This is a genomic window from Nonomuraea roseola, from assembly GCF_039535395.1.
Classification (GTDB): Bacteria; Actinomycetota; Actinomycetes; order Streptosporangiales; family Streptosporangiaceae; genus Nonomuraea; species Nonomuraea roseola.
Genome location: NZ_BAAAXC010000015.1, coordinates 4,618,647 through 4,637,649, shown reverse-complemented (window position 1 = coordinate 4,637,649; position 19,003 = coordinate 4,618,647). Strand labels below are relative to the sequence as shown.

Here is a 19,003-nt window from a genome sequence, read left to right as displayed (position 1 = left end):
ACCCGCTGCGCCCCGGAGCCCCCACCTCCGGGGCGCAGCCCGTCGTCAGGCCGCCGGAGAGCCCCTGCGGCGCCTTCTCAGCGCCCACACGACCGCCCCGACCGCGAACACGGCCAGCCCCGCGACCACCGACGGCACGGGCAGCGTGAAGGCCAGCACGACGCAGAGGAGCAGCCCCACCACGGGGACGGCCCTCGGCGGCGCGCCCTCCTGCGAGGTCAACGTGAAGGCGCAGGCGTTGGCGACCGCGTAGTAGACCAGCACGCCGAACGACGAGAACCCGATCGCCCCCCTGAGGTCGGCCACCAGCACCAGCGCGACGACGGCAACGCCCACCGCCAGCTCCGCTCTGTACGGCACCTGCCTGACCGGATGCACCGCGTCGAGGAGGCTCGGCAGGTCGCGCTCCCTTGCCATCGCGAACGTCGTCCTCGACACCCCGAGGATCAGCGCGAGCAGCGCGCCGAGCGCCGCCACCGCCGCTCCCGCCTTCACAACAGGAGCCAGCCATGCCGCTCCCGCCCAGGTCACGGTGTCCACCAGCGGCGCCTGCGACAGGCCGAGCCGCGCGGGGCCGAGCACCCGCAGCGTGGCCAGCGCGACCAGGACGTAGACGACGAACGTGACGCCGAGTGCGAGAAGGATCGCCAGCGGGATCGTCCGACGCGGGTCGCGCACCTCCTCGCCGAGCGTGGCGATGCGGGCGTAACCGGCGAAGGCGAAGAACAGCAGACCCGCTCCCTGCAGCGCGTCCCATGGGGTGACGGCCTGCGCGAGAAGGGGCGCGGAGGGCGCCGAGGGCGCGGGTCCGCCGAGCAGCCCCGCGGCCACCACCGCCGCCAGCACCGCGAGAACGAACGCCACGATCAGCCTGGCAGCCAGCGCCGACCGCTGCACGCCGAAGAGGTTGAGCACGGTCAGCGCCACCACCGCGCCCACCGCGAGCGGCCTGGCCAGATCGGGCGCGACGTAGGCGCCGAACGTGAGGGCCATCGCCGCGCAGGAGGCCGTCTTGCCGACCACGAAGCCCCACCCCGCCAGGTAGCCCCAGAACGGGCCGAGGCGCCGCCTGCCGTACACGTAGGTGCCGCCGGAGTCGGGGTAGAGAGCGGCCAGCCTGGCGGAGGAGGTCGCGTTGCAGAAGGCGACGACCGCGGCCAGCGCGAGCGCGGCGGGCAGCCACCGCCCCGCCGCGGAGGCGGCGGGCGCGAAGGCGGCGAACACGCCCGCGCCGATCATCGCGCTCAGCCCCACGACGACGGCGTCGGCCGTGCCCAGCCGCCGCGCCAGCTCCGGCACCATCGCACCCCTCCCGTACGCGGGCGCCACACCCGCAGGTGTCACTGTGCCCTACAGGGACGGCGGGAGCTCAGGCCGGGTGCGCGAGGTGCACGCTCACGCTGTCGCCGTGCCGTCCCCCGCTTCCGCGTCCTCCTTGGACGGCACGATCAGCACCGGGCGTCCGGCGTGGTGCAGCACCCTGTCGGAGGTGCTCCCCAGCAGCAGCGACCGCACGCCGCCCAGCCCTCTGGTGCCGGTCACGATCAGGGAGGCGTCGATCTCCCCCGCCACGTCCACGATCGTCGACCAGACGGCCATGGAGTCGGGCTCCCAGCGCGCCGTCGCCTCGAGCCCCGCCTCCCGTGCCAGTCGCGCCCCCTGCTCGGCCAGCTCCTTCGTCGCCGCCTCTATCGCCTCGTCCTCCGCGGTGGTGTCGACAGGCGCGATCAACCCCGCCGAGCCCCTGATCGAGGCCAGCGCCAGCCGCTCCCACACGCTCAGCACCACCGCCTGCTGTCCCCTGAGCAGGTGACCGGCGTAGGTGATCGCCGCCTTGGAGTCGTCAGAACCGTCGTACGCCACCAAAATCGTCATTTCGGTCTCCCTTAAGTCGGCCTTGCCTTTACCTCTATCCCGCCCCGCGCGTTTCACGCCCTTGGTCGTTTCGGGATCGGCCGACGGGTAGGGCAAGGAGCATGACCGTGACACAGTTCCAGGACCTGCCTCTCGCCGACCGCGACAGGGAGTGGGACGCGGCCGAGGCCGACAAACGCGTCCGCGCGTGGGCGAAGGCCGAAGACAGTCCCAACGCCGACTACCGCAAGGCGCATCTCTGGTACGACGGCGACGAGGCCGACGAGTTCGGCGCCTACAAGCTGCCGATCGCCGACGTGATCGGCGGCACGCTCAAGGCCGTCCCCCGGGCGATCATGGCCGCGGGCGGGGTGCTGCAGGGCGCCAGAGGAGGGGTGAAGATCCCGAAAGGCGAGGTGGACCGGGTCAAGGCCCACCTCGCCAAGTACTACGCGAAGCTGGATGAGACACCGCCCTGGGAGCGATGAGCCCGCCTAGGCGGCCAGCGACCGTGACGTCCTCGCGGGGACGGGCGCAACGGCAGCGGCGTGCTGGACGGAGACCACCCTGGGCGTACGGTGGCCCGCGGCGTGCGGGAGCCGTACGAGGTGGAGGGCGAGCAGCAGGAGCAGGCCGACCTCGGAGACCACCACCAGCCGCTGGGTGAGACCGGCGGGGATGTCGGCGTTGTCGAGCGGGACTCCCGCCATCCGCACCACGTAGGGGACCACGACCAGCACCAGCGCTCCGAGCGCGATGCCGCTGAGCGCCTTCATGGCCCGCGCGTAGTTCACCTTTGCCCTGACCAGCAGCAGCCCTGCGACGGGCATCACGAGGAAGGCGACAAATCCGGCGTAGCGGTGGATCGCGCCCGACATCGACAGGTCGAGACCTGGCCTGTCGGTCGGGAAGAGGCCGAGCAGCAGCATGCACACCCCCCAGACCGCCACCAGCGACACCGCCATGCGCCCCGCGCCCGAACGGCGCAGCCCTTCGGCGATGAATACCGCGCCCACCGCGAAGAGCGTGAGCGAGGCGGGAAGCAGCCACCCGATCGGATGGAAGGCGTACTCACTGATCAAGGTGTGCAGCGGGTCGAGCCCCGCCTGCGTCTGTAGCGTGAGCATGGCGCCCGTGCCGGTGCCGAGCGTCGTGAATCCTCCGATGAGCAAACCCTTCATGGTTCCAAGCTCGCGTGATACGGCGTTTCGCAGTATCGGAGATCGGCCCCACGCGGCCCCTGAACCTACCCCTACGACCTTGGTAGGACCATCCCCGGCCTCACCCTGATGACCTGCGCGAAGAACGACCCTGGTAGGGCAGGCCCCCTCAGGGTTCCTCCAGTCAGCGGTCATGATTTGACTTCGAGCGCACTCCAAGGGCGAGGCTGGGGGCATGACGATCCAGGAGGCCGCCACCGGGATCGCCTGGCTCTCCCAGGACCTCGGGGTCCTGGACCACCAGATCAACCTCTACAAGGAGACGTCATGACCTCCAGGATCGGGCTCGGCTGCATGGGCATGTCCGAGTTCTACGGCGCGGCCGACGAGAACGAGTCGATCGCCGTCATCCACCGCGCACTCGACCTTGACGTGACTTTTCTCGACACAGCCGACATGTACGGCACGGGGCACAACGAGCAGCTGGTCGGCCGCGCCATCAAGGGCCGCCGCGACGAGGTGTTCCTCGGCACCAAGTTCGGCATCAGGCGGGACGGCGGCGCCCGCAGCATCGACAACAGCCCCGCCTACATCCGCCAGGCCTGCGACGCCTCGCTCCAGCGCCTCGGCGTCGACCACATCGATCTGTACTACATGCACCGTCGCAACCCCGACGTGCCGATCGAGGAGTCGGTCGGCGCCATGGCCGAGCTGGTCGAGCAGGGCAAGGTCGGCCACCTCGGCCTGTCAGAGGTGACCGCCGACACCCTGCGCAGGGCGCACGCCACGCACCCGATCCACGCCCTGCAGAGCGAGTACTCCCTGTTCACCAGGGGCATCGAGCAGGAGATCCTGCCCGCCGCCCGCGAGCTCGGCGTCAAGCTGGTCGCCTACTCCCCCATCAGCCGCGGCCTGCTCAGCGGCGCGCTGCCGCCGGCCGACCAGCTGCCCGACGACGACTTCCGCAAGTACCTGCCGAGGACCTCGGGCGAGGCGGGCGAGCACAACGCGAAGCTGGTCGAGCAGGTCACGGCCATCGCCACCGAGGTCGGCTGCACGCCCGCCCAGCTCTCGCTGGCCTGGCTCCTGGCGCAGGGCGAGGACATCATCCCGATCCCCGGCACCAAGCGGCTGAGGTACCTGGAGGAGAACGCCGCCGCCGCCTCCATCACGCTCACCGCCGACCAGCTCGCCGCGCTCTCGACGGTGGCCGACGCGGTGAAGGGCGCCCGCTATCCCGACATGTCGTCCGTGGAGCAGTGATGTCCATCTAGCGGGTGATTCTTCGCCGGGCGACGACGCTCTACAGTCGAAAACCATGAGGCTCGACTGGGCGATCGCCGCGATCGTGGCCCTGTTCTCGCTGGCAGAGGAGATCGGCGGACGCACCGGCGAGCCCGAGCGCGCCGACCCCTGGCTGTGGATCGGGCTCGCGCTGGCCAGCGCGGTCCTGGTCGCGTTCAGGCGGCGCGCGCCTTTCACCACGCTGGCCATCTACACCCTGGTCGGCGGCCCGGCGATCCCGCTGTCGAAGGAGACGCTCGGCGCCTGGCAGCTCTACGTGGAGTTGCTGCTGCTGTTCACACTGATGGCCGAGGTGCCGCTGCGCGACCGCCGCACCCCTGCGGGTCTGGCGCTGGCGCTCGGCTTCATCGGCCTGATCGTCTTCACCGACACCGGCCCCGTGGGCCCTGGCGACATCGCGATCGCCCTGGTGATGGCCACCGTCGCGGGAGGGGCTGGCCTCGCCGTCCAGCGCTACAGGGTGGTGGCCGCCCAGGCGCAGGAGCGCGGGGCCCTGCTGGCCAGGGAGGCGGTCAACGAGGAGCGCAACAGGATCGCCCGCGAGCTGCACGACATCGTCGCCCACAGCGTCAGTGTGATGGTCATGCAGTCGGGAGCGGTCCGCCGCCGCCTGGAGGAGGAGCAGGCGCGCGAGCGTGAGGCGCTCACGGTCGTCGAGGAGGCGGGCCGCGCGGCCGTCCACGAACTGCGCAGGATGCTCGGCGTGCTGAGGTCGGGTCCCGAGGCGGCGGCCAAGGCGCCGCAGCCCGGCCTCGCCCGGCTGGAGGAGCTGGTCGAGCAGGTGCGGGTGGCCGGCCTCGACGTGAAGCTCGACGTGCGGGGCGAGCCCGCGCCGCTGTCGGCGGGCCTGGAGCTGTCGGCCTACCGGATCATCCAGGAGGCGCTGACCAACACGCTCAAGCACGCGGGCCCGACCAGGGTGGCGGTCACGGTCACGCACCGGCACAGGGAGCTGTCCCTGGAGATCGCCGACGAGGGCCCCACTCCCGGCCACGCCACACCCGAGCGCCACGGCCTCGGCCACGGGCTGATCGGCATGCGCGAGCGGGTGGCGCTGTTCGACGGCCGGCTCGACGCCCATCCCCGTCCGGGCGGCGGCTTCATCGTGCGGGCGACACTTCCCGCCTGATCAGCATCGTGGCCACCACCAGGCCGGCCACCACCACCGCGATCAGCGGGATCGCCGATGGGGCCAGCGCGCTCAGCAGCACCAGGAGCGCGGCGATGAGGAACGCGGCGGTGTCGGCCGCGCCGTACCTGTGCGGGCGGATGTGCAGCGCCCACACCACCAGCAGGAAGAGCGCGACGGGGATGGCGATGGCCAGCCCCGCCTGCGATCTGGTCAGCGCGCTCTCGCCCGTGACGAAGGCCAGCACGACCTCGATGCCCGCGCTGAGGCCGCCCACCGCCGCGAAGATCAGGTAGTGGCCGTAGCCCCAAGGAATGGCCCGCCGGTTGGAGGTCAGGATCGCAGGGGTGTCGGGGTCGAAGTAGATCCACCACAGCGCGAACACGATCACCAGCGACCCGATGGCCAGCGTGACCAGAGTGGGCGTCAGCCCCTGGGCGGACAGCGCGCCACGCAGCGAGATGGTGGCGGCCATGACGTTCTCGCCCATCATGATGATCGTGAACAGGCCGTAGCGCTCGGCGATGTGGTGCGGGTGCCAGTTGGTGCGCGTGCCCCGCTCCGCCCACACGGGTACGGCCAGCTCGATCACCGCGCCGAGGGCGAACGCGGCGATCAGGGTGGAGCCCCACGACACGAACAGCACCAGCCAGTAGACCTGCGCGAGGCAGATCCCGATCGCGTAACGCAGCGCCACGCGCCTGTGCCCTGGGTCGCTCGCGGCGGCGCGCAGCCACTGGGTGGCCATGGCCAGCCGCATGACCAGGAACCCGACCCAGAAGACGCGGTAGTCGTGATGCTCGAACGCCCTGGATATCCCCGCCGCCAGCACCAGGACGCCCGACATCTGCACCAGCGTGATGACGCGGTAGACCCAGTCGTCGGTGTCGTAGGCGGAGGCGAACCAGGTGAAGTTCATCCATGCCCACCAGATGGCGAAGAACGCCGTCAGGTAGCCGATCAGCGCCTCGCTCAGGTGGCCTGCCGACAGCGCGTGGCCGAGCTGGCTGCCCGCGAAGGAGACGGCGACGACGAAGAACAGGTCGAAGAACAGCTCGAGCGGGGTCGCCGCGCGATGCGGCTCGTCCGTCGCCCGTGCCCGCATCGTGCGCAACTGCCTCATGCGCAGGTGATACCAGCTCAGCCAGGCGTGTCGAAGTAGGCGCGCACCACGGTCGAGCCCTCGCCGGTGTGGATGCGCACCAGGTCGCTGAGCAGGTTGACGATCAGCAGGCCGCGCGAGCCCGCCGTACGGGGGTCGACGGGAGAGCGGCCCACGAGCGGGTCGGTGATGTGCCCCGAGTCGCTGACCTCGCAGACCAGGCGCCCCTCCTCGCGCCAGAGCCGCAGCGTGCCCGAGCCCCCTCCGTGGTCGAGGCTGTTGGCGCCGAGCTCGGAGACGGCCAGCTGGACGTCGTCGAGGCGGGTGCCGCTGAGACCCGCGGCCATCGCCCACTCGTTGGCCAGATGGCGCACCTGGGCCAGGTTGCGGTGGTCGAAGCGGAGCGCGGCCGCGTCCTCCGGCTCGGGAAGCGGCCGGTTGTAGCCGTCGATGACCCGCGAGGGGGAGTAGACAGGGCTGCGGCGCTCCCCCGTGGCGTCCTGGATGACCGGGTGGGTGAGCGCCGCGTCGTCGAGCACGAGGGGCTCGAGGCGTTTGGTGTCGTAGGGACACAGGATCGTGACCCTGCGCCCGGCGAAGGCCAGGTTGATCAGCGCCTCGTGCTGGGCGCAGGCCGGGTACTCCGTCTCGCTGCGCCCTGCCCAGATCGGCTCGCCGATGATGCGCACGTGCCGGTCGGGGAAGCGGTCGGCGAAGTCGCGCAGCACGCCGGGGATGATCCTGCCGGGGTTGCGGCCGACGACGGTCATGTCAAGCATCCGCACGAGCTCTGCCGCCTCGCCCAGTTCCTGCTTAATCAATTCGAGATTGGGCGCGGGAACCGACACGGCCACCGGCTCCCCAGCCTCGAGTCCGTCGCGGATGAAGGGCACGGTGCCCGACAGATACTCCGCCTCGTTCTCGTAGAAGAGCGCCGGATGCACGAACGCCATAAAAGTCAGGTTACCTCCACCGGGTGAGTTACGCCTGATCATCGGGTATTACATAGGTACGTCCCACTGGAAGGATTCCACTAGGTGAAGAAGCTCCAGCTGGTCCCCCGTCCGCGGCTGCCCCGCCGTCCCCTCCCCCTCGACCTGCGCACTCCCTCCGGCAGGCCCCTCCCTTTCTGAGTCCCCATGACCTTTGAGCCCCCCATGACCGATCACCGCATGCGCGTGTCCGACGCCGACCGCGAACGGGCCGCGCAACAGCTCCAGAAGGCCTTCGCCGAAGGCCGTATCAACCCAGTGGAGCTGGACGAACGCCTTGAGCTCGTCTTCGGGTCCAAGACCTACGGCGACCTCACCGAGCTGCTGTCCGACCTGCCGGGCGCGGGCGCCATCGTCCCCGTCGTCGTGCCCGCCCACCCGACCGGGGAGGTGGTGCTGGAGTCGAAGACGGGTGACGTGAGCCGCTCAGGCGACTGGCTGGTGCCCCAACGGCTCAGAATCGTCTCCAAGTACGGCAACGCCGCCCTCGACCTCTCGCAGGCGAGCGTCGCCCATCCCGTCGTGGACCTCGACTTCGACCTGAAGTACGGCTCCGCGAAGATCGTCCTGCCGGAGGGCGCGACCGCCAACGTGGACGGCTACCAGGCGGGATGGGGCGGCGAGGTCAAGGTGTCCGTCCCCGCCCGCCCTCGACCTGGCCTGCTGCACGTGCGCGTCACCGGCCATATCAAGTACGGCGAGCTGAGGATCCGCTACCCGAGGCGCTCGGTGGCCCAGTGGTGGAGCAGCGAGACGTGATGCCCGCTCGGCACCGGCTCAGTCGGGCGGGTTGATCTTGGTGACGTCGATCTCGTCGATCCTGCCCACGAAGAACCTGTTGACGAACCAGAGCACGACGCCGATGCCGACCAGGACCGCCGCCCGCAGGTAGACGTCGCCCGACCTGCCCGTGACGGGCAGCGCCAGGAACAGGCAGACCACCGCGCCCAGCGCGGGCATCCAGGTCGGCGCGACGAAGTGCGCGTGCTCGACGCGGTCCTTGCGCAGCAGCAGCACGCAGACGTTGACCAGCGCGAACACCAGCAGCAGCAGGAGCACGGTCGTGTCGGCCAGCGGCCCGACGTCGCCTGTGGCGACCAGCACCGCGGCGATGCCCACCGTGAAGACGATCGCCACCCACGGCGTGGCCCTGGTGGGATGGACCGCGCCGAAGAAGGAGGGGATGATGCGCTGGCGCGCCATGCCGTAGACCAGCCTTGAGGCCATCAGCATGTTGATCAGCGCAGTGTTGCCGACGGCGAGCAGCGCGATCAGGGCGAACAGCTTGGGAGGGAAGGCGAACCCCGCCACCTTGACCACCTCGAGCAGCGGCCCCGTCGAGGCGACGAGGGTCTTGGTGTCGACCAGCATGGTGGCGGTGAAGGCGACCGCCATGTAGATCAGCGCCGCCGCCACGAGACCGCCGAACAGCGCGCGGGGGTAGTCCTTCTGCGGATCTCTCGCCTCCTCGGCGAGGTTGACCGAGTCCTCGAAGCCGAGCAGCGCGTAGAAGGCGAGCGCGGTGCCGCCCAGCACGCCGAGGAACGCCCCGTGGGCCGGATGGAACTCCAGCGCCCTCCCGGGATCGCCGCCGCCGGTGAGCAGCGCGTAGACCCCGATCGCGATGATCACCAGCAGGCCGAACGCCTCGATGATCGTCAGGATGACGTTGACCTTCACCGACTCGGAGATGCCGGCGAAGTTCACCAGCGTGACCAGGCCGAGGAAGAGGAACGCGCCCACGATCACCGGCAGCGTGACGAACTCGGCCAGGTACCTGCCGCCGAACGCCCTTGCGGCGGCGCTGGCGGAGGTGATGCCGCTCATCATGACCGCGAAGGCCACGATGAAGGTCACGAACGGGATGCGGAAGGCCTTGTTGGCGTAGAGGGCGGCGCCCGCCGCCTGGGGATACTTGCCGACCAGCTCCGCGTAGGCGGTGGCGGTGAGGGCGGCCAGCACGAACGCGACGAGGAACGGCAGCCACAGGGCCCCGCCGACGTGGCCCGCCACCTTGCCGACCAGCGCGTAGATCCCCGCGCCGAGGATGTCCCCCACGACGAAGAGCAGCAGCACCTTACGGCCGATGACCCGCTTCAAGCCGGGCTGATGTCCCTGACCCACAGTCATACCCGGCCCCTACCCGACGTGGGGGCGATGATGTAAGCGGGATGTAAGTGAACATCAAGTAGGGCTCCATAATGTCCCTTCTGCTAGACATCCAACGAAGGGCACCAGAATGCGTTTCCTCAAGCGGGCCATCACGATCTCCGCGGCCACGCTGACCCTCACCGGCCTCACCGCCTGCGGCGCGGTCGGCAACGCCGCCAACTGTGTCGAGGCCAACAACGAGGCCACCAAGATCATGACCGAGTACTCCAAGGGCATGACCAACATCGGCACCAACCCCGATGAGATGCAGAAGGCCATGGCGAAGTCCGCCCAGGAGGCCTCCGACAAGCTCAAGACGCTCGCCGGCAAGTACGACGGCGAGCTCGCCGAGGCCCTCAACGAGGCGGCGGGCTTGTTCGAGTCGCTCAAGAGCGACGCCACGAGCGCGGACGCCATGACGAAGGTGCAGAGCTTCTCCACCAAGATCCAGAGCGCCTGCTCCTGATTGACTTCCCGGTCGCCGCACCGCCTGCGGGGGGCAGCGCGGCGCGGCGACCGTGGGCAGGATGTCCTGCCGATGTCTACTCTTGTCGCCCGTGCGCCCGATGACCCGTCTCTGGATCTACCTGCTCTCCCTGGCCGCCGCGTTCGCCTACGCCCTGCTCGGCCTGGTCAAGCTGGTCACCTTCCGCGCCACCACGTTCGACCTGGTCATCGTGGATCAGGCGGTTCGGGGCTATGCCCGCTTCGGCCCGCCGTACATTCCCTCCGTCGGCGTCTTCCACGGCCGCGGCATGGACTACCCGCAGTTGGCCGACCACTTCTCGCCGATCTACGCGCTGCTCGCGCCGCTCTACTGGATCCATGACGGCCCCGCGACGCTGATCGTCGCCCAGGCCGTCCTGTTCGCGGCCGCCATCCCCTTCCTGTGGAAGTTCACCCACCGCGTCCTCGGTACGGCCCCCGCCTACCTCGTGTCCGTCGCCTACGCGCTGTCGTGGCCGATCGCCCAGGCGGCCGCGTTCGACGTGCACGAGGTGATGTTCGTCCCGCTGCTCACCGCCGTCATGATCGAGCGGTATCACGCGGGCCGTCCCCTGCCCGCGCTTTTCGCCCTGCTCGCCCTCCTGCTCGTCAAGGAGGACATGGGCCTGATGGCCATGGGGGCGGGACTGTGCGTGGCGCTGCTCGGTGACAGGCTGCAGGGCCTGCTGTGCGTCGCCCTCGGCCTGGCCTGGACGGTCCTGACCCGCGGCTTCCTCATCCCGCTGGCGGGCGGCGACGCGGGGGACTTCTGGGCCTACGGGCACCTCGGTCCCGACGCGACGAGCGCCCTGCTCCACATGCTCGGCGACCCGCTCGGCACGCTCGTCCTGCCGTTCAGCGAGGAGGCCAAGGTGGACACGCTCTTCCTGCTGGTCTGGCCCACGCTACTGCTGTGCCTGCTCTCCCCCGTCTCGCTCATCGCGCTGCCGCACGTGCTGGAGCGCATGCTGTCCGACCGCTCGTCGTGGTGGCAGTCCGACTTCCAGTACAGCGCCTTCACCGTCGTGATCCTCTTCTGCGCGGGCGTGGACGGCCTGGCCCGTCTCCTGCGCTGGGCCAAACGGCCCGACTCCCCCTCGGTGAAGACGGCGTGGGCGGTCGCCGTGTGCGCCGTCGCCCTCACCCTGCTCCCCCGCTTCGCCCTGGACCAGCTCACCCACCCGGGCTTCTACCGCGCCGACCCCGAGCGCACGACGGCGGCCGCCGCGGCCGTCTCGAAGGTCCCCTCGGGAGCGGTCGTCGAGGTCACCAACTCCCTCGGCCCCGCGCTCACCTCCCGCGCCACCGTCCTGCTGCTGGACGGCACGCCGCGCCAGGCGCCATGGGTCGTGGCCGACGTGGCCAGGTGGGAGTACCCCTTCGGCTCGCCGGCCGCCCAGGCCGACCGTGTCGCGCTGCTGCTGGCCTCCGGCTACGTCCGGGTCTTCGAGCGCAACGGCTACGTCGTCCTGCGCCGCCCGGACCCGGCCTCGCCCGACCCCCTGTGATGGATCCGTCGCCTCAGCGCGCGGCCGTCCACCGGCGGGCGGCCAGGTCACGCGCCTCGGCGTAACAGCGGTCGAAGCCTTCGAGCACCAGCGGCCACGACCCCGCGGCCGGCGGAGTGGCGCGGTTGTGCGCGGTGACGGCCCCGCGCAGCGACGCGTCGGTCGACAGGCGGACGACCGCCGCGACCAGGTCGTCGAAGGAGCGGCCGAGCAGGCCCTCCTCGCCGTGCTTGACGAAGTCGGCGACGCCGCTCTGGCTGCGGGCGACGACGGGCAGGCCCGCGGCCCTGGCCTCGAGGGCGGCGATGCCGAAGGACTCGCGGGGCGCGGGGGCGATGAAGACGTCACCCGAGGAGAGGACCTTCGCGATCTCCTCGCGGGTGCGGCGGCCGGGAAGCGAGACCCACGAGGTCATGTCGTTGGCGGCGAGGAAGCGCTCCATGGAGCCGCGCGCCGGGCCGTCCCCGATGATCGTGGCGCGCAGCGGCACGGAGGAGGGGACGCGCGAGCGCACCGCGTGGAGCAGGCGCAGCAGCCTGACGGGCTGCTTGCGCGGGGCCAGCCGGCCGACGGCGACGAGGTGCACCTCGTCGCCCAACGACGAGGCGGACATGGCGGGCGGCTCGTTCGGAGAGGGACACCAGCCCGAGATGTCGAGCCCGTTGGAGACGACGTGCACAGGGGTGCCCCGCCCCGCGACGGCGCGGATGGGGACGGCGGCCGCGGTGCTGACGGCCGTGGCGACCAGGCCCCACCTGTGCCACTCGAAGCCCAGGCGCAGAGCGGTGTAGAGCGCCCTGGTGACCGGATCCCACATGCTGTGCACGGTCACCACCACGGGCAGCCCCGCCCGTACGGCCGCGCGCACCCCCATCCACGCGAACGGCGAGACGGCCCCCGCGTGGACGTGCACGACGTCGGGCCTGCCCGAGGTCATGAGCCTGGTGAGTTTTCCCACACCCCGGGGGTGGACGGGCAGGTCGAAAGGCATCCTGGCGACCATCCTGTGGACCTGGGGCAACTCCTCGCCCCCTGTCGCCGTGGCCACCTCGACGATGTGGCCGGCCTCCCGCTGCATCCTGACGAGGTCGGCGACCTGCACCTCGATGCCCCCGAGCCGCGGAAGGTAACAGTCGCTGACGTGAAGGATCCGCACCCGTCCCAGACTACTCACGGCCCGCCTGCGTGATCTGCGGTCCGAGGCCCGTGCTCGCCGTTAGTAATCTGACCCTGTGCCACGTACCGCTGTGTTCTTCCACGCCCACCCAGACGACGAGGCCCTGCTGACGGCGGGCACGATGGCGATGCTCGCGGCCGAGGGCCACAGGGTGGTGCTGGTCGTGGCCACCGCGGGCGAGCGCGGCCTGGCCGAGATGGAGAAGGGCGAGGCGCTCGGCGAAGCCAGGATGCGAGAGCTGTACAAGTCGGCGGCGGCGCTCGGCTGCGCGCGGGTGGTGTGCCTCGACTACGGCGACTCGGGGCTGAGCCCTTCGGGAGGGGTGGCCGAGGAGCGGCCCGACAACGCCTTCATCGACGCCGACTCGGAGGAGGCGGCCAAGGCGCTGGCCGCCGTGCTCGACGAGGAGCGGGCCGACCTGCTGACGATCTACGACCCCGCGGGCGGCTACGGCCACCCCGACCACGTGCAGGTGCACAGGGTGGGCAGGCGGGCCGCGCAGATCGCGGGCACGCCGATCGTGCTGGAGGCGACGGTCAACAGGGACCCGCTGATCAGGGCGTTGCGGCTCGCGGGCAGGTTCTACAGGTTCCCGCCCGAGTTCGACCTCAGGACGTTCGAGAGCGCCTACACCGCGGGCGACCAGATCACCCACAGGGTGAACGTCAGGAAGTACGCGTGGCAGAAGCGCGCCAGCATGTCCGCCCATGTCTCCCAGGCCAGCGGCGGCGACGGCGACAGGACGCTGGCCGTCCTGCTGAAGATCCCCGGCCCGCTCTACCGCCTGGTCTTCGGCACCGAGTGGTACGTCCGGCGCGACCTGCCGCCGGGCACCCGCCTCAGGCATCCCTTCGACGAGGCGCCGTGATGACGAACGCTCTCCTCCCTCAGAACGAGGCACCACACGCTCCGGCCGGGGCAGGCTGGTAGCGATGAAGAACAAATGGCTCCAGATCACCCTGTCGGTCCTCTCGCTCGCGCTGGCGGTGACGCTGGTCGTCTACCTGCCGCAGATCGTCCAGTCCCTCACCGGCAAGAAGGTCTCGTGGGCGGAGATCGGCGCGGAGTTCTCGGCCATGAGCCTGGGGATGATCGCGCTGATGACCGCGGTGTGGCTGGCCAGCCTGCTCGCCTACACCTTCGTGCTGACCAACTCGCTGCCGGGCCTGAACAACCTGCAGGGGCTCACGCTCAACGCGGCGGGCAGCGCGGTCAGCAACCTGCTGCCCTTCGGCGGCGCGGCGGGGGTGGCGCTGACGTTCGCGATGGCGAGGAGCTGGGGCTTCGCCAACCGTTCCATCGTGGTGATGACGCTGGTCAGCGGTGTGTGGAACACGCTGTTCAGGTTCGTCCTGCCCGCCGTGGGCATCATCGCGCTGCTGATGGCGGGCCAGGTGCCCAACCGCACCGTGGCGAGCGCGGGCTGGGCGGGCGCGCTGTCGATCCTGGTGCTGGTCGCCGTCGTCGCGGCCGCCCTCTACTGGGACCGCGCCGCCGCGCTGCTCGGCCGCGGCCTCGACGCCGTGGCCAGGTTGGTGCGCCTGAAGTTCTCCGTCTCGCAGGCGCTGGACAGGCTCCGCAAGGACACCGCCGAGATCGTCAGGGCCAGGTGGGCGGGGCTGTCGGCGGGAATGATCGGCTTCCTCGGACTGCAGTGGCTGATCATGTACTGCTGCATGCAGGCCACCGGCGCCTATCCGGGCCTGGCCCAGTCGATCGCCGTCTTCGCCCTGTCGAGGGTGCTCACCGCGGTCGTGGTCACGCCGAGCGGGGCAGGGCTGATGGAGGGCGGCGTGGTGCTGCTGCTGACGAGCGCGTTCGGCGTCGACACCGCCGCCGCCACGGCCACGGCCCTGCTGTTCGGCTTCTGGACCTACACTGTGGAGATCCCTTTCGGGGGCCTGGCTCTCGGCGGGTGGGCGCTGCTGAGCAAGAACCGTAGGACCCGACGTAAGAGCTTGGAAACCCAGCCGTGACCATCGCGAACCCAACAAAGACCTTGTGCGTGATTCGGAAGCACGCATAGCGTGGCGGCTGACATGGTGGCGTTCCGGGTTCTGGGGCCAGTCGAGGCGTACGAAAGCGACAGCGACGACGAACTCGACCTCGGCGGGTTGCGGCAGCGGGCCGTCCTCGCCCGGCTTCTCGTTGCCCGAGGGCAGGTCGTTCCCGTCGACACCCTGCTCTACGACCTGTGGGACGACGACGCGGCCAAGGGCGCGCAGTCGGGTCTGCAGGTCTACATCTCCCGTCTGCGCAGGGTCCTCGAGCCCGGCAGGCCGCGCGGAGGCCCCAACAGGCTGCTGGTGACCGTCGCCTCCGGCTACGCGCTGCGCGTGGCGCCCGACCAGGTCGACGCGCTCCGCTTCGAGCAGCTGGTGCGGGCCGCAGGCGAACATCTCGAAGGCGACGACCCGCAGTCGGCGCGCGCCAGGCTGGGCAAGGCGCTCGGCCTGTGGCGCGGCACGCCGTACTCCGACTTCGCCGACCAGCCGTGGGCTGAGGCAGAGGTCAACAGGCTCACCGAGCTGCGGCTGGTGGCGCGCGAGCGCCACGCCGACACCGGCCTGCGCCTGGGGATGCCCGCCGAGACCGTACCCGACCTCGAGGCGCTGACCACCGAGCATCCGCTGCGAGAGGAGGGCTGGCGGCTGCTCGCCCTCGGCCTCTACCGGTGCGGACGGCAGGGCGACGCGCTCGCCGCGCTGCGCAGGGCCAGAGGCATCCTGGCCGACGAGCTCGGCATCGACCCAGGCCCCGCGCTGCGCAAGCTGGAGTCCGACATCCTGGCCCAGTCGCCGGAGCTCGAACTGGCCGCCGCGCCACGCCAGTCCAGGCCGCAGCAGACCGTCGCCGACACCTGGCCGCCGAGGGCGACCACCCCCGTGGAGCCTCCGCCGCTCGAGCCCGAGCCCTTCGTGGGCCGCGACGCCGAGCTGGCCAGGCTCACCACGGCCGCCGCCAGGACCGCGCGGTTCGAGGTGGCGATCGTCACCGGCGACGCCGGCGCCGGCAAGACCACGCTGCTTCGTCAGCTGGAGAGCAGGCTGACAGGCGACGGCTGGATCGCCTCCTCGGGCGCCTGTCCCGACTCCAGCGCCACCCCGCCGGGCTGGGCGTGGGTGGAGATCCTGCGCACGCTGGTGGGCGTCACAGGAGCGGGTGAGTACGGTCAGCTGCTCGCCCCGCTGCTCGACGACGCCGATCCCGACCCCGACGACGACGAGGTCTCCGGCGGCTTCCGCCTGCACAGGGCGGTCGGCGGCTACATCGCGGGGGTGGCCCGCAGGTCCCCCGTGCTGCTCACGCTCGAAGACCTCCACTGGGCCGACGACCAGACCCTCGCCCTGCTGAGGGCGCTGCCGAGCCTGCTGGCCACCAGCAGGGTGCTGCTGGTGGTGACCTGCCGCGACAGCGAGCTCGACGACAAGCAGTCCGACGTGCTCGCCGCGCTGGCCAGGCTCGGCCCCGTGCGGGTGGGCCTGTCGGGCCTCGACCCGAAGGCGGTCGCCGAGCTGGTGCGGGCCACCTGCATGCGCGAGGTGGACGAGGACGCGGTCGAGTCGATCGTGGAGCGCACCAGGGGCAACCCGTTCTTCGTCCGCGAGACCGTGCGGCTGCTCGACGCCGAGGCGGTCGGCGGCGACCGCGCCACCGCGGCCGAGGTGGCCTCGCAGGTGCCGTCAGGGGTGCGCGACGTGCTGCGCAGGCGCATCTCCCGCCTGCCCGAGCGGGCCCAGCAGATCCTCCTTCAGGCCGCCGTGATCGGCCGCGACGTCGACGTCGACGTGCTGGTCGAGGTGGCGGGCAGCATCGAGCGCAGGAGCTCGAGGTGGGAGGGCGAGGCCGGCGACCCGCGTCACGGGCGCGTCGACAGCACCGACGAGGTGGTCGACGCCGTCGAGGCGGCGCTGCTGGCGGGGCTGGTGACCGAGCCGGGGCCCGGCATGCTCCGCTTCGACCACGACCTCGTGCGCGACACGATCTACTCCGACGCCTCCAGGCTGCGCCGTACCAGGCTGCACGCGGCGGTGGCGGCGGTCATCGAGCAGCGGCGGCCCGCCGAGGTGGCCGCGCTCGCGCACCACTTCTTCGCCGCCGACGCCGCGGAGAAGGCCGTCCACTACGCGGGGCTCGCGGCCGAGCAGGCCGAGCGCAGGTTCGCCCACCGCGAGGCGGCGACACTGTGGGCGCAGGCCCTGGCCGCCTTCGACCGCACGGGCGGCGACAGCGCCGAGCGGCTCAAGCTGATGCTGGCCCAGATCAAGGCGCTGGCGCTGTGCGGCGACATGACGGCGGCCAGGTTGAAGCGGCGCGAGGCGATGGACCTGGCGCTTCCGCTGAACAACCCGGTGCTGACCGCGAGGGTGGCGGCGGCGCTGGCCGTACCGCACAAGGGCATCGCCCGTGACTTCACCCACACCGCGTGGGAGATCGTCGACGTGGCCGAGCGGGCGCTGATCGAGCTGCCCGAGGGCGAGCAGACGCTGCGCGCGAGCCTGCTCACCACGCTGGCGCTCGAGCTCGAGGGCTCCTCCTCGCCCGAGCGCGGACGGCAGGCTTCGCTGGAGGCGCTGGAGCTGGCCAGGCAGAGCGGCGACCCCACGCTGCTGGCGGTGGCGCTGAGCGGCAGGCTGCGCCAGTCCTACGACATCCCCGCCGTCGACACCCGCGAGAGCATCGGACGCGAGCTGCTGGAGGTGGCTCAGCGCTCGGGGCAGATGGCGGTGCAGGCGCTGGCGCACCTGGTGCTGCTGGAGTGCGCGGCGGCGCGCGGCGAGTTCGCCGTCTCCGACGAGCACGCGAGGGCGGCCGAACGGCTGGCCAAGCAGTACGACCTGTCGGCCCCCGCCGCCGTCTGCGCCTGGTACGACGGGCAGCGGCTGATGATCGCCGGCGACTACGCGGGAGCCGAGCGCACCTACCGCGACGCGGCCAGGATGACCGCGAGGGCCGGAATGCTGGAGGGCCGCCAGGACCTGCCGCTCATCACGACGTTCTGCCTGCACCTGGTCGACGGCAGGGCTGCGCAGATGGTCGACGTGCTGGCCGAGGCGCACCAGCGCGGCGCGAAGTGGACCCTCGACGCCTACGCCCTGGCGCTGGCCTCCGCAGGGCATCTCAAGGACGCCAAGGCGGTGGCCGCCACCAGGCCGCCGGTGCGGCCCGACTTCCTCTACGAGCTGGCGATGACGTGGCGGGCGCTGGCGGGCATGCTGCTCGACGACCGCGAGCGGATGGTCGACTGCTACGACAAGCTCAAGCCCTTCACCGACCGCATCGCGGGCGCGGGCACCGGCGTGGTCGCGCTGTGGCCTGTGGCGCTGACCCTCGGCGACCTGGCGATCAGGCTCGACCAGCCCGCGGCCGCCCGCGACCACTACCACAAGGCGCTCGAGGTGGCGCGGCGGGTGGGGGTGCAGCGCTGGGTCGAGGCGGCGCAGCGGGCGGTCAGCAACTCACCAGGAGTCGATCAGACCTGATCGGCTTCTTGGCGCCGCCGACGGTCAGCTCGATGCGGTACCACCCGGGGTTGTCGCGCACGCTGAGCTCCCACTTGACGTTCCTGCGCGCTCCCATGAAGCCGGCGTACTCGGTCTGGTAGGTCTTCCACGACCTGCTGACCGAGCTCCACCTGACCAGGCGCCAGCTGTAGAGCACGGTGCTGCTCGCGTCCGGGTTGAGCACGACGGTGCGGGCCGTGAACGTCTGCTCGCAGGTGCCCCTGCCCGGCAGCGCGCTCACGGCGATCGCGCCGGCCTCGGGCTCGGTCTGCTCGGTGAGCGGGACGGCGGCCGCCGACAGGGCGACGGTCTGCGTGGCGGCCCGCTCTTCGGCCGCCTGCTCCTCAGCCGCGGCCGAGGGGGCGGAGTTGGCGGTGCTGTAAGCCGAGACGCCCACATAGGCGGTGGTGAAGGCGAGGGCCCCCACCAGCAGCTTGGCGGCCGTGGCCGAACCGGTTCCGGTGACCGCTGCGCTTCTCGTCATGATCTGTGCCCCTCTTCGTTCACCCCATTTGTAGAAGTAAGGGGTTGAGGTCTACTTGATGCCTACTTGCAGTTCAGGGCGATATCGCCGAGATGTCCGCCCCACTACCCGGATCGACGTCCCGCACACACCGCCTGCCGAGCTCGGCGGT

Annotated in this window: 17 protein-coding genes; 9 read left to right on the top strand and 8 right to left on the bottom strand. The window is 71.1% G+C overall.

Annotated features, from left to right (window positions below; all coding sequences use genetic code 11):
* Positions 1-45: 45 nt before the first annotated feature.
* Complete coding sequence (locus tag ABFX55_RS45485) at positions 46-1,302, bottom strand: APC family permease (protein ID WP_346130010.1); 1,257 nt, start codon at positions 1,300-1,302, stop codon at positions 46-48.
* Positions 1,303-1,395: 93 nt separating this feature from the next.
* Positions 1,396-1,875: a universal stress protein gene (locus ABFX55_RS45480; protein ID WP_346130008.1), complete on the bottom strand. Its 480-nt coding sequence runs from the start codon at positions 1,873-1,875 to the stop codon at positions 1,396-1,398.
* Between the two features lie 101 nt (positions 1,876-1,976).
* On the opposite strand from ABFX55_RS45480, the gene ABFX55_RS45475 reads away from it, so the two are divergent.
* Positions 1,977-2,342: a hypothetical protein gene (locus tag ABFX55_RS45475; RefSeq protein ID WP_346130006.1), complete on the top strand. Its 366-nt coding sequence runs from the start codon at positions 1,977-1,979 to the stop codon at positions 2,340-2,342.
* Between the two features lie 6 nt (positions 2,343-2,348).
* On the opposite strand, the gene ABFX55_RS45470 is transcribed toward ABFX55_RS45475, so the two are convergent.
* The gene (locus ABFX55_RS45470; protein WP_346130005.1) at positions 2,349-3,035 is read right to left on the bottom strand and encodes a DUF998 domain-containing protein; all 687 of its coding nucleotides are present in this window, start codon (positions 3,033-3,035) and stop codon (positions 2,349-2,351) included.
* A 306-nt stretch (positions 3,036-3,341) separates the two neighbouring features.
* On the opposite strand from ABFX55_RS45470, the gene ABFX55_RS45465 reads away from it, so the two are divergent.
* Together ABFX55_RS45465 and ABFX55_RS45460 are read left to right on the top strand one after the other, a co-directional pair.
* Entirely contained in the window at positions 3,342-4,277 is a 936-nt protein-coding gene (locus ABFX55_RS45465) for an aldo/keto reductase (protein ID WP_346130004.1), read from the top strand.
* Positions 4,278-4,332: 55 nt separating this feature from the next.
* On the top strand, positions 4,333-5,448 hold the full coding sequence (locus ABFX55_RS45460) for a sensor histidine kinase (RefSeq protein WP_346130003.1): 1,116 nt from the start codon (positions 4,333-4,335) through the stop codon (positions 5,446-5,448).
* Here the strand turns inward: ABFX55_RS45460 and ABFX55_RS45455 are convergent.
* Both ABFX55_RS45455 and ABFX55_RS45450 read right to left on the bottom strand, forming a co-directional pair.
* Complete coding sequence (locus ABFX55_RS45455) at positions 5,420-6,571, bottom strand: low temperature requirement protein A (protein ID WP_346130001.1); 1,152 nt, start codon at positions 6,569-6,571, stop codon at positions 5,420-5,422. The two genes, ABFX55_RS45460 and ABFX55_RS45455, sit on opposite strands and share 29 nt — an antisense overlap.
* Before the next feature lie 17 nt (positions 6,572-6,588).
* Positions 6,589-7,503 carry an anti-sigma factor RsbA family regulatory protein gene (locus ABFX55_RS45450; protein WP_346130000.1) on the bottom strand — a complete coding sequence of 305 codons (915 nt, stop codon included), beginning with the start codon at positions 7,501-7,503 and terminating at the stop codon, positions 6,589-6,591.
* Between the two features lie 204 nt (positions 7,504-7,707).
* Between ABFX55_RS45450 and ABFX55_RS45445 the strand changes: the two genes are divergently transcribed.
* On the top strand, positions 7,708-8,301 hold the full coding sequence (locus ABFX55_RS45445; RefSeq protein ID WP_346129999.1) for a DUF1707 SHOCT-like domain-containing protein: 594 nt from the start codon (positions 7,708-7,710) through the stop codon (positions 8,299-8,301).
* Between the two features lie 18 nt (positions 8,302-8,319).
* On the opposite strand, the gene ABFX55_RS45440 is transcribed toward ABFX55_RS45445, so the two are convergent.
* Positions 8,320-9,642 (bottom strand): APC family permease, encoded by a 1,323-nt coding sequence (locus tag ABFX55_RS45440; RefSeq protein ID WP_346129997.1) that lies wholly within the window; start codon positions 9,640-9,642, stop codon positions 8,320-8,322.
* Between the two features lie 139 nt (positions 9,643-9,781).
* On the opposite strand from ABFX55_RS45440, the gene ABFX55_RS45435 reads away from it, so the two are divergent.
* Both ABFX55_RS45435 and ABFX55_RS45430 read left to right on the top strand, forming a co-directional pair.
* Positions 9,782-10,159: a hypothetical protein gene (locus ABFX55_RS45435; RefSeq protein WP_183656924.1), complete on the top strand. Its 378-nt coding sequence runs from the start codon at positions 9,782-9,784 to the stop codon at positions 10,157-10,159.
* Positions 10,160-10,259: 100 nt separating this feature from the next.
* A complete protein-coding gene (locus ABFX55_RS45430; RefSeq protein WP_346129996.1) occupies positions 10,260-11,687 on the top strand; it encodes a DUF2079 domain-containing protein in 1,428 nt (475 codons plus the stop codon).
* Positions 11,688-11,700: 13 nt separating this feature from the next.
* On the opposite strand, the gene ABFX55_RS45425 is transcribed toward ABFX55_RS45430, so the two are convergent.
* Positions 11,701-12,843 carry a glycosyltransferase family 4 protein gene (locus ABFX55_RS45425; RefSeq protein WP_346129995.1) on the bottom strand — a complete coding sequence of 381 codons (1,143 nt, stop codon included), beginning with the start codon at positions 12,841-12,843 and terminating at the stop codon, positions 11,701-11,703.
* 76 nt (positions 12,844-12,919) lie between these two features.
* On the opposite strand from ABFX55_RS45425, the gene ABFX55_RS45420 reads away from it, so the two are divergent.
* The 3 genes from ABFX55_RS45420 (at position 12,920) to ABFX55_RS45410 (ending at position 18,347) form a co-directional block, all read left to right on the top strand.
* Entirely contained in the window at positions 12,920-13,732 is an 813-nt protein-coding gene (locus ABFX55_RS45420; RefSeq protein WP_346129993.1) for a PIG-L deacetylase family protein, read from the top strand.
* Positions 13,733-13,796: 64 nt separating this feature from the next.
* Positions 13,797-14,840, top strand: a complete 1,044-nt coding sequence (locus tag ABFX55_RS45415) for a lysylphosphatidylglycerol synthase domain-containing protein (protein ID WP_346129991.1) — start codon at positions 13,797-13,799, stop codon at positions 14,838-14,840.
* Positions 14,841-14,903: 63 nt separating this feature from the next.
* Positions 14,904-18,347, top strand: a complete 3,444-nt coding sequence (locus ABFX55_RS45410) for an ATP-binding protein (RefSeq protein WP_346129989.1) — start codon at positions 14,904-14,906, stop codon at positions 18,345-18,347.
* On the opposite strand, the gene ABFX55_RS45405 is transcribed toward ABFX55_RS45410, so the two are convergent.
* Positions 18,316-18,852 (bottom strand): hypothetical protein, encoded by a 537-nt coding sequence (locus tag ABFX55_RS45405; protein ID WP_346129987.1) that lies wholly within the window; start codon positions 18,850-18,852, stop codon positions 18,316-18,318. The two genes, ABFX55_RS45410 and ABFX55_RS45405, sit on opposite strands and share 32 nt — an antisense overlap.
* Between the last annotated feature and the right edge of the window lie 151 nt (positions 18,853-19,003).